The sequence below is a fragment of the Pseudomonas sp. ACN5 genome (assembly GCF_002303975.1).
Lineage (GTDB): Bacteria > Pseudomonadota > Gammaproteobacteria > Pseudomonadales > Pseudomonadaceae > Aquipseudomonas > Aquipseudomonas laurylsulfatiphila.
This window is the reverse complement of record NZ_MRCP01000002.1, coordinates 423,847-437,583: the sequence shown is the minus strand read 5'-3', so window position 1 is coordinate 437,583 and position 13,737 is coordinate 423,847. Positions and strand designations below refer to the sequence as shown.

Annotated in this window: 12 protein-coding genes and 1 pseudogene; 4 read left to right on the top strand and 9 right to left on the bottom strand. The window is 52.0% G+C overall.

Annotated elements, in window-relative coordinates; all coding sequences use genetic code 11:
* Positions 1 to 287: 287 nt before the first annotated feature.
* Positions 288 to 1,205, bottom strand: coding sequence for a LysR substrate-binding domain-containing protein (locus BSF40_RS05250; protein ID WP_095964321.1), 918 nt, complete (start codon positions 1,203 to 1,205; stop codon positions 288 to 290).
* A 145-nt stretch (positions 1,206 to 1,350) separates the two neighbouring features.
* On the opposite strand from BSF40_RS05250, the gene BSF40_RS05245 reads away from it, so the two are divergent.
* Genes BSF40_RS05245 through BSF40_RS05235 form a run of 3 tightly spaced genes read left to right on the top strand, consistent with a single transcriptional unit; the run spans position 1,351 to position 5,425 of the window.
* Positions 1,351 to 2,775 carry a cytosine permease gene (locus tag BSF40_RS05245; protein ID WP_095964320.1) on the top strand — a complete coding sequence of 475 codons (1,425 nt, stop codon included), beginning with the start codon at positions 1,351 to 1,353 and terminating at the stop codon, positions 2,773 to 2,775.
* 47 nt (positions 2,776 to 2,822) lie between these two features.
* Positions 2,823 to 4,436, top strand: a complete 1,614-nt coding sequence (locus BSF40_RS05240; RefSeq protein ID WP_095964319.1) for a class I adenylate-forming enzyme family protein — start codon at positions 2,823 to 2,825, stop codon at positions 4,434 to 4,436.
* Positions 4,433 to 5,425: a DsbA family protein gene (locus tag BSF40_RS05235; protein WP_095964318.1), complete on the top strand. Its 993-nt coding sequence runs from the start codon at positions 4,433 to 4,435 to the stop codon at positions 5,423 to 5,425. Before BSF40_RS05240 ends, BSF40_RS05235 begins: the two co-directional genes overlap by 4 nt.
* Positions 5,426 to 5,607: 182 nt before the next feature.
* Here BSF40_RS05235 and BSF40_RS05230 read toward each other — a convergent pair whose 3' ends face one another.
* The 6 genes and pseudogenes from BSF40_RS05230 to BSF40_RS32670 form a co-directional block, all read right to left on the bottom strand.
* On the bottom strand, positions 5,608 to 6,057 hold the full coding sequence (locus tag BSF40_RS05230; protein ID WP_178081981.1) for a hypothetical protein: 450 nt from the start codon (positions 6,055 to 6,057) through the stop codon (positions 5,608 to 5,610).
* Positions 6,041 to 8,104: a hypothetical protein gene (locus BSF40_RS32965; RefSeq protein WP_141249705.1), complete on the bottom strand. Its 2,064-nt coding sequence runs from the start codon at positions 8,102 to 8,104 to the stop codon at positions 6,041 to 6,043. Before BSF40_RS32965 ends, BSF40_RS05230 begins: the two co-directional genes overlap by 17 nt.
* Positions 8,101 to 9,807, bottom strand: coding sequence for a site-specific integrase (locus tag BSF40_RS31550; protein ID WP_141249704.1), 1,707 nt, complete (start codon positions 9,805 to 9,807; stop codon positions 8,101 to 8,103). The genes BSF40_RS32965 and BSF40_RS31550 overlap by 4 nt, the downstream gene beginning before the upstream one ends.
* The gene (locus BSF40_RS05220; RefSeq protein ID WP_095964441.1) at positions 9,800 to 11,086 is read right to left on the bottom strand and encodes a site-specific integrase; all 1,287 of its coding nucleotides are present in this window, start codon (positions 11,084 to 11,086) and stop codon (positions 9,800 to 9,802) included. Before BSF40_RS05220 ends, BSF40_RS31550 begins: the two co-directional genes overlap by 8 nt.
* A gap of 133 nt (positions 11,087 to 11,219) precedes the next feature.
* A pseudogene (locus BSF40_RS05215) lies at positions 11,220 to 11,456 on the bottom strand (magnesium chelatase domain-containing protein); the annotation flags it as partial.
* Positions 11,457 to 11,635: 179 nt separating this feature from the next.
* On the bottom strand, positions 11,636 to 11,806 hold the full coding sequence (locus BSF40_RS32670) for a hypothetical protein (RefSeq protein WP_172435669.1): 171 nt from the start codon (positions 11,804 to 11,806) through the stop codon (positions 11,636 to 11,638).
* A gap of 228 nt (positions 11,807 to 12,034) precedes the next feature.
* On the opposite strand from BSF40_RS32670, the gene BSF40_RS05210 reads away from it, so the two are divergent.
* Positions 12,035 to 12,298: a HigA family addiction module antitoxin gene (locus tag BSF40_RS05210; protein WP_095964316.1), complete on the top strand. Its 264-nt coding sequence runs from the start codon at positions 12,035 to 12,037 to the stop codon at positions 12,296 to 12,298.
* An 11-nt stretch (positions 12,299 to 12,309) separates the two neighbouring features.
* Here BSF40_RS05210 and BSF40_RS05205 read toward each other — a convergent pair whose 3' ends face one another.
* Together BSF40_RS05205 and BSF40_RS05200 are read right to left on the bottom strand one after the other, a co-directional pair.
* Entirely contained in the window at positions 12,310 to 12,828 is a 519-nt protein-coding gene (locus BSF40_RS05205; protein WP_095964315.1) for a Bro-N domain-containing protein, read from the bottom strand.
* Between the two features lie 380 nt (positions 12,829 to 13,208).
* Positions 13,209 to 13,469 carry an accessory factor UbiK family protein gene (locus tag BSF40_RS05200; protein WP_007980822.1) on the bottom strand — a complete coding sequence of 87 codons (261 nt, stop codon included), beginning with the start codon at positions 13,467 to 13,469 and terminating at the stop codon, positions 13,209 to 13,211.
* Positions 13,470 to 13,737 lie beyond the last annotated feature (268 nt).

Below are 13,737 nucleotides of genomic sequence, written 5' to 3'. Positions count from 1 at the left end.
AATATTTTTATCGAAGATGTGCCTAGCGCGTCCACGGATGCGTAACTGCACAGACTTGCCCACCCATTTGCATGATTCGTGGATATGACCGGCAGAAGTCGACCCATAGCTGCCGGTCAGCAGTGCTAGAGTTTGCCCAAAAGCAGAACGACTATTAGTGCAGTCTTTTGGTGGTCGTAAGTAATGAATCTGCGAACCGACGGATCGCCCCGTTTCGAGGACCTTGAGGCTCGATTGCAGGAACTATTTCATAATGCGCTGCCTTGTTTGCCGGAGATTGAGCTTGCTCAGCTCGTCGAGGTTTCCAGCGTATCAGCTTCGTTGAAAAGTTCGCGCATCACTACTACGAAGGCTTGAGCCGGACGGGACGGCTTCTGGGTTTGAGACGAGGCGATCACTACTCGTTGCGGTGCAATGCTGGCATCAAAGGGGCGACAGACGATGGGCCGCCCGTCATAGCTCAAATCTCCCGCTGGCCGGGTAACGAGAATCGACACTCCGTGTCCGTGTGCCACTAGTGAGCGCACCATTTCGACCGAGCGTAACTCGATAATCACATTGGGCTCCACGCCGCCCGAGCGAAACAGTGACAGGAAATAGTCGCGGCTATGGGGGAGGTCAAGCAGGATGTAGGGCTCGGCTTCCAAATCCTGGATACACAAGTTAGCTTTTGCTGTCAGACGATGCCCTTCCGGTAGCAACACGTAAGGGAATTGCAGCCCCACTGCATGCAGCTTGACCTTGCGCGCCAGGTTCATGTCATAGATGAGGGCCAAGTCAAGCGTGCCACGCTCCACCCGTTCGACCAACTCCTCCGTATCACCTTCGACAATGGCGACCCGCACTCCAGGAAAGCGTTGGCTGAAGCGCTCGACCATGGTTGGCATATGTCGCGCGCCCAGCGTCGCAAAACAGCCTACCGATAGATCACCCACCACACTGTCGGGTTCTTTTGCAGAAAGCTGCGCGGCGCTTTGCAGTAGCTGCCGAGCCTGCTGATAACGGCGGGTGCCGGCGGTGCTGAGTTCGATCCCTTTGCCCGGAATTCTGACAAACAAGCGTTCATCCCACAAAGCTTCCAGCTCTGCTATCGCGTTGGAAATTGAAGGCTGGGACACATTCATGGATTTCGCCGCGTTTACGGTGCTTCGGCATTGCGCCGCCGCTACAAAGTATTCGATTTGCCGCAGGCTGAAGTGAATCATGATTTTTAATACGCCGTATCAAGACTTCATATTTTTAATTATATATCCCGCCGCTTAACCTCTGTCTATTCCTGGCCTGCCGTCCTTTCCCAAAAACGCGCTGATCTGGCGCAGACGCTTCTCTAATAATATTGAGGATTTGCCCATGGCTCGTTCAAATGTGCCTGTTGCACCGAGGTCGGTCATTGAGACCCGCTCCATCGATTTCATTCCGGAAAGCGAGCGTCATGGCAGCGCATTCGGTCAGTTCACTCTATGGCTGGGTGTGAACCTGAACATCACCGCCATCGTCACGGGTGCCTTGGCAGTGGTGCTGGGGGGCGATGTGTTCTGGTCGCTGATCGGCCTTTTGATCGGCCAGATGCTCGGCAGCATCGTAATGGGACTACAAGCCGCCCAAGGGCCGGCGATCGGCCTACCGCAGATGATCCGCAGCCGTGTGCAGTTCGGCGTTTATGGCGCGGTCATTCCCTTGGTGTTGGTAAGTCTGTTGTACGTGGGTTTTTCGGCGGGGGGCACTCTGCTCGCCGGGCAAGCCGTGGCAAAGGTGTTATCCATCGCTGACTGGCAGGGTATCGTGCTATTCGGTCTGGTGACCTTGCTGTTGGCCACCCTTGGGTATCGCACTATTCACTCCATTGCCAAAGTGGCCAGCGTGGTGGGGGTGATTGCCTTCATCTACATGTTCGGGGCCTTGCTGGCCCAGCACGATATCCATCTGCTGCTGGACAACCGTCACTTCGTTCCCGCCAACTTCGTGTTCTCCATTTCCTTGGCCGCCGCATGGCAGATTTCGTACGGGCCATACGTGGCGGACTATTCCCGATACCTGCCCAGCCACACCTCCAAACTCAAGATTTTCCTCGCTGCATCGCTGGGGACAGTGCTGGGGTCGCAGGCGGCTATGACCTTCGGAGTATTTGCTGCGGCCCTCGCGGGGGCGGCGTTCTCGGGCCGCGAGGTAGAGTTCGTTGTTGGCCTGGGTTCGACTGGCGTGTTGGCTCTGTTCCTGTATGTGGTGGTCGGTTTCGGCAAGATCACCATGATGACCCTCAACGCTTACAGCAGCTATATGTCCAGCGCTACCATTGTCAGCGCGTTCCGCGGCGTCAGCAAAGTGTCGCTGGCCCATCGATTTATCTATGTGCTGGGAATGGTGTCCGTCGCGGTGCTGATCGCGCTGGCCGGTTCTCATAGCTTCATTAGCGCGTTTTCCTCCTTCCTTATCTTCCTGTTGGCGTTCATCACGCCTTGGAGCGCCATCAGCCTGGCCGATGTGTTCTTCGTCAACGGCACGCGCTATGACCTGGCCGCGCTCAACGATCCCGCAGGCCGCTATGGCCGTTGGAACTGGCCCGTGATCGCCACCTACTGCTGTGGCGTTTTGATGGAATTGCCATTCATTTCCACCCGTTTCTACACCGGCCCTATAGCGCATCTGCTGAACGACGCAGATATCTCCTGGGTGATCGGTCTGGTGGGTACGGGAGCGCTCTACTGTTTGGTGAGCCGCCGATTGCGCTTGCCCGCGTCGCTGCCACTGACGCCAGCAGTAGATAGCAAGGCCTAACCCAATGCTGAGCCAATCGCCCCTCGAATCCAATAGGTAACACTTTCATGACATCGGATGAATCTCGCCTCGCTTACGAATCCCTGCCCGACAATCCCTATGCGATGCTGTTGCAATGCGCTAGCCGATGGCCCGACAAGGAAGCACTGGTATTTGACTCCACACCTCAGCGGCTGACCTTCAGCCAATGGTTGCTGGCCTCCCAGACGCTAGCCTGTGCCTTGCGGCGGCGCGGTATTCAGCCCGGTGCCTCAGTAGCACTATGGGCGGAAAACCGCATCGAATGGCCGATTGCGCAGGTGGCCATTGCCGCCATTGGTGCAGTGTTGGTGCCGATTAATACGCATTTTCGCCAGGACGATCTGCTGCATGTGCTGGACCACAGCCAGTCGGTGGCCATCCTGCTTTCCGAGCGTTTTCGCTCCAGCGATTTCTTGGCCATGACACTGGCTTCACGCAGCCGCTTGCCAGCGCTGCGCGAAGTGATCTGCTTCGACGAGCCAGGCTCTCAGGTCGAGGGTTGCTGGAGTTACCCGACACTGATGCTCGACGCGCCTGAGTTGCCTTTCCAGGCTTGGTCCTGGTCGCCTCGTGAGTTGGCCAGCATCCAGTACACCTCCGGCACCACGGGGCGGCCGAAAGGGGCCGAATTGTGCTTTGAAGGAATGCTGATGAATGCACGCGGCACCGTTGCGCGCCTGGGGGCGACAGCCGAGGATCGTTGGACTTCCATCATTCCGTTATTTCACTGTGCGGGCTGCATTATGAATGTGCTGTCCGCGCTGGCAGCGGGGGCCACTTATGTGGGTATCAGTGCCTTCGATGCCGGGCGAATGCTGCGTCTGGTGGAGTCCGAACGTTGTACGCTGCTTACGGGTGTCCCTACCTCTTATCTGGCCATGCTCGACCACCCGGAGCGAGCCAAATATGACCTTGGAACGTTGCGCGCGGGTACTTGCGGCGGCGCCGATTGTGATCCAGCCTTGCTCGAACGTTGTGCCAAAGCTTTCCCGATTCCGGGCCTAGTGCAGGTGTATGGCCAGACCGAAGCCAGCACCCTGATCGCTCTGGATAATTATAAGAGCCCTCAGCGCTTCACTACCGCAGGGATGCCGTTACCAGGCATGCAGGTGCGTATCTGTGACCCGGACAACGGCCAGGAGCTGGCGTCGGGCGAAACCGGGCAAGTCCATGTGCGCGGGCCGATGGTAATGCTTGGCTATCATCGCGATGCGCTGGAAACTGCCCGCTGTATCGACGCCGATGGCTGGATGCAGACGGGCGATCTTGGGCGCCTGGCTGCCGATGGCCGAGTGGAACTGGTAGGAGGGCGGCTGCGCGACATGATCATTCGTGGAGGTGAGAATATCTACCCGGTGGAAGTCGAAAACCTTCTGCGTGCCCACCCCTCCATTACCGAAATCGCCGTGTTCGCCATGCCTGATCCTTTCTATGGTGAAGTGGTGGCCGCTGCGGTCGAGTTTGGCGAAGCGCTCTCGGTTGCGCAGATCAAGCAGGCGTGTGTCGGAAAAATCGCTGGATTCAAGCATCCAGCCAGGGTGTTTGTAGTCAGCCAATGGCCAATGACCTCCAGCGGAAAAATACTCAAACGCGAGCTGAAGGCCCAGGCGATGGCGGCGCAGTTGGAGGAGTTGGCATGAGTGCAACGTTAATTGGCCACAGGCATCACTGTGCATTTGTGCCCGGATTGCAGCAGACAGCTGCCGCCATCGGCAATGCCGGTGTGCAGGTGGTCTCAACACCGGCGTTGATCGCGATGCTCGAGGAAACGGCGGGCAGCGGTGTGCAGGCTTTCAGTGATCCGGGATGGGGCACGGTGGGTACACGAGTTGAAATTGAGCACTCGAGCCCTGCCTGGCCGGGGATCGAGGTACAGTGCGAAGCGATTCTGGAATCGACCAGGGGCCGCACCCTTCGTTTTGCTGTGCGCGCCACCCAGCAGGGACGGCAGGTCATGAGCGGCCATCACGAACGAGCGAAGGTCGACCTCAGCCGCTTCAGTACACCAATAGCTGCCAATGCGGGCGCCCCGTTAGAATTCTTCTTCGACTTCCATAGCCCCTGGTGCTATGTGGCAATGCCGCGCTTGCGGGAAATCGCCGCAGCCCATGGACGGGACATTCAGTGGCGGCCCATGCACCTGGCCAACCTGATCGACCGCATCGGCGGTCGTCGGCCATTGGAAGCATCGCCGGCCTTTGTGCAGTGGTTTCAACAGGACTTGCAGGATTGGGCCCGACTGCGACGCTTGTCGCTGCGCTACCACCCGCAATTTCCGTTGCGTCCTTCCCGGGCCTTGCGTTGCAGCGCTTACGCCATCGAACAGGGTAAAGGGGCGGCATTTATCTTCAATGTGATGCAAGCGTATTGGAGTGAGAACCTGGATATCAGCGAGCTGGGGGTCCTTGGCGATTTGGCGGTTGCTGTAGGGCTGGACAGGCAAGCGATCATCCAGGCAGCATCCGACGAGCGATTCAAGCAGGCCATTGAGGCTAACAACGACGAAGCGGTGCAACGTGGGGTATTCGGAGCGCCTACCATGATCGCGGATTCGAAACTGTTTTGGGGCAATGATCGACTGGAAATGATGGGGGATTATCTGGCCGAGAAACTCGGCCAGAGCGCTTAACCTCCAGCAGCCAAGAGCGCCTGCCCACAGGCCGCTTTTGGCCGTTCTCTGCCGATCATGGCCACGAAGCGTGCTGGTCAAATCCGATGCAATCGGTGCTCAGAACGAATGCAAATGACCGGTCACGTCGAATGCAAACGGGTGGTCAAGTGGAGTGCAATTTCGCACACGGAACCGTAGTTTTAATGCTTGTCGTTAGATCCGCTCAATATTGGGGTAACGTTGGTGTCTGGCAGCATTCGCGCCAGACGTAAATTCTCTTGGGTAAGCTCAAGAATTTTTGAATCAGCTTCAAGTAAAATCGACAGTGCTATGTCTCTTTCAGCCTTTAACGCGATTATTTGTTCCCTCAGCGAGCGATTATTTCTACGCTGAGCAAGCAGCGTTTTCCTGGGCGAAGATGGTGCCTCTTGTAAATTCTCGCTAATCCAGTGCTTAACTTCCGCTATCAATTCAGGATACCGAGACTTTCGAAAAGCTGATGGATCACACCCTGCTTCTTTGGCAATATTATTTTGAGTTACTTGACTGCCAATAGGTATATTTTGAGGGCGATTATTTTTTAGCCTCTCAAAGGCCAGGCGAAAATTACTCTCTGCATTAGTAACCGATCTTTCACTTATTAATGACATGTAGGGTATTCTCTATAGCGCTGAATTGGGCATTTAATGAACGATACAATGGCGACGTGGGTAATGCTTTATTTAGGCGTTCTTTAATCAAGTTTAATAGGTGTCTAATTCTTGATTCCTTGTCACGATCAATCAGGCCATGCACGCAAGCACTTTTTTGTGTTTGGCCACCGCATTGAGAAACGTCGTCCCAGCCTCCATGTGGACATGTCCCTTCCTTGGTACATATTCCAAAAAATGTCTCTCGCCAGTTAAGTTTTCCATTTTTGGCGGCCTGATTAAGGCTTTTGACATCGGTGACATCTACCATTCTTAAAATATCTTGCTTCCTATTGTCACCGTAAGGGCTAACGAAGCGGTCGGTGAAGAGCTTTGACATCTCATTGGCTACGACTTCATACATTGTTCTAATGTATTCGCCACATGCGGACTGATTTAGCCTGATTCGAGAATACCCTCGTCCGTAATAAATTGACATTGTACGGGTGAGATGCTTTAGCTGATATTGCAATGAGGCATCGGACACAATGTCAGAGGCTTGCATATTTACCGCTCCTGTCCTACGTAACTGATGCCAAGCGAATGGCCAAAGGTTTCCGACACGAAACTGGCTTATGTCTAAGCTTGGAGTTATCGCTTGTGCAACATTCAGATCATCATCCGTAATTGTTATTTCATGCTTGTCAAAAAGATTAGGATAAATTTTAACAAGTGAGGCGTAGCTAGGGTAGGATGGTCTTACTGCCATATCCGCATTCGCGTTGTGTGTTCCGCGCCATGGTTCGTAGCTTCTAGTTGTAAGCCAAGGATTATTCTCGAATTCGGAAGCCACCTCTAAGTCTGGATTTGCTACTGCGCAAATAGTCCTGAGCTTAGCGACTATAGCCATTGCATCCACGGCTAACTTGCTAGATGCAGAAGTTATCCAGCGAGCATCATCATCTTCTATTGTTTTTGTTGTCTCTCCGGTCAACATGTAAATTTCACCGAATTCAATGTCAACCTCAGAGCTGAAACAATCGGATCGCAATGACCAGGCCTCATCAACTCTCATTAACGAAAAGTTCATGATATACGCCATGCCCACAAAAGTAGTGAGTGAAAAATATTTAGATAATAAAGAGACGCTTTTGCCGGCCCCATCAAGGTCGCCATCGACAGAAACCCACTTCTTCAACAGTTCGGCAATCCCGAAGTTCTCAGCTGTATCAGAAAATGGACCATGAAACACAGCCCCGGTCGTTCGCCCTTTGAGTGGAGTTCCTATTTGAAATGGCCTACTCCATGTGCTCCTTGGTTTTTCTAAGACCGTGCACACTTCTTCTAATGAACCATAATTTTGAACGTATGCGCTGAGGCAAAAATGATAACACGCTTCTATTTGTTCACGATGGGTATGGAAATCTTCGAGAAATTCGCGTAATCGCTTTACCTGATATTTCCAAATACGTGGGGGAATATAAGGGGTTTGCCGAGTATTATGATCAGGAAGATTGGAAGCAAGACGACGCAAACCTTCCTGGTCTAAAATCATGTATCCAATTTTGTCCCTCTGCTCATATACTGAATGCAGAATATGAAGCATGGCTTCAGCTCGAGAGGAGCTCGTGGTGGCCGATAACTGGTCGGAAATTGCTGGAAATCTAGAAAGTTGGTCAACAGATATTCCGTTTTTTGAGCATAGTAAAAATACCGGTCTTATAACATTAATGCGCTTTATTAAAGAATTCGCTGAAGTTATCGCTCTAGGTCCATATAGCCACCAAGCAGCGATCTGACGTAATAGATCCGCGTTTTTTTTGGAGAGCGTTGGAGAGTTATACCTTTTAGCCGGGCCGTCACAAAAGTTTATAACGGATATGCTGTTCGTCCATGGCCAGATGTTCCATACAGGGTCACCGTACCTGCTGATGATATTGCCTTTAGCATCGATAACGATAGGAAAGTCATCAGGTGGTGGCCAACTCTCAGGACGATAATTTTCTGAGCTTGGATCGACCATGGGCATGTCAATCTGAAGGGCTAAGACGGACGGATTGATACTCATGTGAATTCCTCAGCTAAAGAAATGAAGCCGTCCCAGTATGGGTGGAAGTCTTCTTCATAGATTCTATCTTTCGCTTCCTTTACCCACTTACGATGCTTTTCACTTTGATCTGAAATGTACTCAAGCTTTTCAGTGATTCGTTTAACGACTAATTTAGCGGGGTGTAACTCCGCATCCATCTTTGTGTCTTTGTAAATCACTAATTCGTGTGTTTTATAATGCCTATAGCTCGCTAGAGACCAGACGTGTTCGAAGCTATCGATGTCCCTATGATAGAAGCAAAATAGGCAGCCTGCGGGATTTACGCAGTCTGGTTGGGGCGCCTGTTCAGGGGTACCGCTGATGGCCTTGGGGTCTGCATTCACACATGATCCTGGTCCAGGGGCGGGTGAATCCAAATCTTGAAGGGACAAAAACCTGCTTATCTCAATCGCCGCTTTTTGGTGATTAGGGATCTCGTAAATGTTAAGTAAAACCTCTTGGGTGTGTTGACTCATTTCAGCTATCAGTTGAGGGTCATTAGTGCGGCGAAGGAGCCAGTTGACTCTAGTGTTCCTTAGTAATCGCGGGCCTATGAATTTTACTCCAACGTTTTTACATCTGGTTCTCACTGCATAAAAATTGGGTGCTAAAAGTGGATTTCTTTCACGGGGAGAACTCACCGGGAATAGGAGACCATCTTGATTCGGAAAAACAGCATCAAGCCAGCGTAGATATCGGTCTAAAACTTCTCGATACTCGCTAAATATTTCGAATTCTACTTCGCCCTGCCTTCGATTTTTGTATACTCTTCTGACTTGGTAACCATCGTGATGTGTTTGATAGGAAAACTTGCCCCTCTCAAGCTTGTATGCTTGAGTTAAATTCATGCCTGTTTGAGAAATGAATATAAGTAACTCGGTTTCGATCCTTAGATTAATTAGTGGATAGCGTGTTCGCCAAGTCTTTTCTGCAATATGGAGCTCTCTTGCTTCTGACTTGGATTTTTCCCGTTCAGGACGGGGCTGTATGTTCTGTTTTAATGTCAGAGGGTCTCGAAGGCCTGACCATTCGGTAAGTGTAGATCCAGCGCGAAGCTGTATTTTTACAGGCAACTCACCCCATATTTTATCTGCCGGAAGCTGGCCAGCGATGTCTATCAACATATTGCCGAATTTAAATGTGTGGCTGAGATTTTGTTTGTCGCTTGCTTTTCCTGTGGACTTTCTTCCTTTTCGTCGCAGGCCTGACTGCTTCATGATTCCATATTTAAGTTCTAATGCTTCATCTATCAGTGAGGCGAGTTGTGTAGCTTGACCAAACGCAGAATTAAAACTTATTGTTTTTTCGACTTTAACCTTGTGCTGGAGATGATCTGTCCACTGAATAAAACAGCTTGCAATACTTTCAGTTGTTAGCTCTTTGTTTTTGTCATCGATCCAGGCTACAAAGCGTCGAATAATGTCTACGTTGCCTTTAGCCGTTGCTCGACTACCACCGGCGACTATCCGAGCCTCAACTTCATCATGAAGCTTTTCTATAATCTCTATTCGCTGCGTGATAGGGGTTCCAAGTTTTGAGTCCTCTATCATTATCTTGGCCACGCGTAGTTGGAGGCGTGCTCCACCAACGTACAGTAGCGGCTTAAAGTCCCAGTGAGCTTCGTAACGACCGAAAATTACGGTTGGAAAGGTAAGATTCGGGAGCGGGTGTTTTTTAGACATTGTCTACGCTGCTATGTTTTGTTGCGAGCCCCAAGAAGACTAAAGTGAAGGCGTTTGCAGCAGCTTCTTTACCGGGGGAGCTTTCGACAAACTGGATATATTTTCTAGAAGTGGCTTCGTCTTTATGGAGCATGGCTTCCCGAATTATTGCTAGTGTAAGTGTGGAGCCAATAATCGGGATTAGAAGTTTTGCTAGCTCTGTTGCAAAAGTACATCGGGACTGATGGAAGTGTAAATTTCTCATCCACGTCATTCCAGATAAGAGCGCGCTTTTTCGCAGTCTATGCATTTGCTCATTGATAGCAGAGCTTCTATCTGAACCATCTCTCGCGTAGGAGGCTCCGTTGTTGGTAAGAAACAGTAGGTCCTTGTCTTCACTTTTCGCCTTTGAAACCCGTTTGAGCCTCCGAGTACTGTAGGCATACTCTTTAAGTGCATCAAGATGGGTTTTGGTTATCCAAACTTGGCCGTTAACGCTGAATTTTGTATGAACCGAAGGTGACGCACTGGGGCCAAGCGAGAGTAGGTATAATCCATCTGCCGAAGGGTCAGGTACCGCCCGGGTAATTGTTGCTACTCTTAGGTCGGCAATACTGCCTATTCGCATTCCGGTATAAAAACCCAGCGTCAGAAATAAAAATAGTTCTTTGCTAGCCTCTTTTAAAGCGAAGTTTAGGAGTAGGTCACGGTTGGATGCAGATATTGGGAGTAACCCTCCCTCAAGCTTCGCGCCAACGATTTTGCGATTTGGTATTGCAAGGTCAGTCGTCGAAATTGAAAGAGTGCGCTCGAGGCCATATAAGTTGGTTAGCCTTATACCAATTGTTTTTTCTTCCCAAGTAGGCCAATCATCAGATAATAGTTTTGAGGCTTTTAGCCAGCGATAGAAATGAATTACATCTCTCATTCTTTGAGAAACGGTTGATGACGCTAGACTACCCTTATCCCTAGATTCAATAAGAAAACCTCGATACCTTACCAGGCATCTATCTTTTTTCTTTGTTGGAAACTCCCACCATCCAGTAGCCGTTTCTTCTAGCCAGTTTGCATATGTGTGTAATGCACGCATGTTTGATTGAACTGTTTGGACATCAACTTCGCCGGTTGTGACTCTCTCCATTGCCCAAAGGTTTGCCTCTCGCCAAGGAGCAGAGTTACTCCAAAAAATTTGCGGAAGGCCATCGAAGATTTTTCCTCTGTTGATAGGGTTCCAGCTATGTATTTCTTCCTCTCGGACTAAGCGATGTGGAGTGAAACGAATCGACTCAAGTCTTGCCATGAACACTCTACCTCACTCCAATACTCCTCATCGGGAGCTGGGAATTGACGCACGGTACGGCCAAAGATAAGCCGTTATGTCCATAGTAGTGATGACTAACGGGTGTGATGTCAATACCGTTATCTAACCCGTGCCCGCCATCCTTGGGCAAATCCGCCGGCGCCAGATTCAGCGTGATTCGCCGCGCCGGAAATTGCAGCCCCGAATTGATGATCGCGCTGCGCACCCGATCCTTGCTTTCCTTCACCGCCGCCTCGGGCAGACCGACCATGGTCAGGGATGGCAGGCCGTTGGCCAGATGAACTTCTACGGTGACGGCAGGCGCCTCCACGCCGACTTGGGCGCGGCTGTGGACGATGGAGAGGGACATGGTCGTTCCTTGAGTTGAAGAGCACCGCTTCCTGCGGGTTTGTGAAGGGTAGACGGGGGAGAGGGAATTGGTGGGGTGGTTACGTGGGCAAAATTTCACGAGATATTGCGGTTACGAACCAGGGCATTGGCGAGGTACAAAAAAACCGCCATTTAGACGGTTTCTTTCACGAAAGAAGTTCAGCTTCGTCCACCGGCCAACCAACCACCAGGCTCAAGTTCTTTACCGCGCGCGATGGCGACTTCAATAAAGCGTCGTTGATTGGCCGATAAATTTCCAGCCAAACGACGTGCTTCGGCGTGAAGCTCAACAACTTGTAACAGCTTCGCCTTTCGCTTTTTTGGGCTCATACGCACCTCCTGCGTGCCTTTCCCATTTCTTCTCATTGCTAACGTCTATGGAATATCAAGGCGAAAAGCGTAGGGGGAACGGGGCTGGGGAATAAATCAGGCCGGAGAGCTGCTTTTTGTAGGACCCTGCCGAGACAGATGAAGGACATCGGTGAAAGAGGGTGGATGGTCTTGCCGGATGAAGGCTGCTGCTTATGATCTCGCTGAATGCAGTCGTAGGAGGTGTGAATGAACAGGAATGGGATGCGCCCGATTCATCCTGGCGAAATTCTCTGCGAGGAGTTTTTGAAGCCGCTGGGCGTTACAACCGATGCTCTGGCTCGCTCGTTGAGCGAGCCAGAGGCGGAAATAAGCGATGTTGTGAATCTGCGGAGCGGTGTCAGTGTTGGTCTGGCGCAAAAGCTATCCATCCACCTGAACACCACACCCGATTTCTGGCTGAATCTGCAATCGACCTATGAGTTGCGCTCAGCCCAGATCGAGCGTGGTTGAACGTTAAATATTCAAAGCGACTGCAGGACGCATGAAGCCCGCTTCCACCACGGTTTTGCCGGGCGTCTGGCCAGCTCACGCTCTGTCATCATCTGCGGCACATCCTGCAATCGAATCCACGGCTGGTTATTCCAGTGCAGCAAGCTCAACGACATTTCAGGCCAATTGAGCAGGCTCAGTTGTGGGCGTTCGGTTGTGGTGGGGTGTTGGGCGTCTCGCAGGGCGGGGACGACTTCGTGGGTGAGCCATTCACGCAAGGCTCGGTATTCGGGGCAGTAGTGGTAGACGAGCATGGCGTAAACACCGGATTCGCTGATCAGCAGGGTGTTTTCGATGCGGCCGTAGATGAGGGTTTGGGTGGTTTGGTATTGGTCAGGATCGAGTTTTTGGACTTGGCGGTCGTTGAGGTAGATGCGAAGTAATCGGCCCAGGTCGCGGGCGCTGAACCAGGGTTGGTTTTGTATTAGGAGGGCGTGGAGGTGGAGTTTGTGGCGGGTGAAGATCTGGGGGGTTAGGTAGTTTTCTTCCATCGTGCAGTTCTCGGGGTCGAGTGAAGAGAAACTGCCTCTGATCGTCGCCAAACGAAAAGGGTGGCAGCCATGCGCGGGTTGGCGAACCGGTGACGCCCGAAAAACCGGCAGACCTTAAGGTCTCCCACGCACAGCTGCCATAACTCAAGATGGGGAGAAACTCCCTATTTCGAATGTGGTCGTAGTGCGTCGGGGTTTTTCCAGGTCGCCAAACCCAGTGCTGAACATTCAGCGGGGATGAGCTTAGAGATCGGATACCTGGCGACGCAATCGGACGGCGGTGTGATGTTTGTAGGACGTTGCCGGGATTTTTGCGGGGCTTGGGATCAGAAGATCGCAGCCTTCGGCAGCTCCTACAGGGGGCTGTGTTTCAAAGCGGGTTACTCGGTTGGCGGATTCAGCTTCGCTTCCATCTCCGCGACCTTCGTTTCAAGAGCCTCCAGCCGCGCCCGCGTGCGTGCCAGTACAACCATCTGGCTATCGAACTCTTCCCGGCTCACCAGATCCAGCTTGCTGAAGCCGCTCTGCAGCAACATTTTGAACTGGCTTTCGATTTCGGCTTTCGGCAGAGGCGTGTCACCGCTGAAGAGGCGGGAGGCGGTGCCGGTCAGGGCGTCGAGGAAGTCTTTTGGCGCGAGCATGGGCAATGTCCTGGAAACAATGGCGGGCAGTGTATCACGCAGTGTCTATAGTCATTTGCGCGGGCAAAGGGTGCACGGTTTTCGCGCATCGGGACGGGCGGCGTCGCACCGTTGTTGTGCGTAACGTGCCGGGTGTTGTCGCGAAGTATCCGCCATCCGCCGGTAAAGGCTTGAAAACAGTCGGTTTTGTGGAGATGGCAAGCTTTCTGCTTAGATGCTGGTGACCCATGCACTGATGCAGTCGCTGTGACGAATGCAGTGCGCCAGG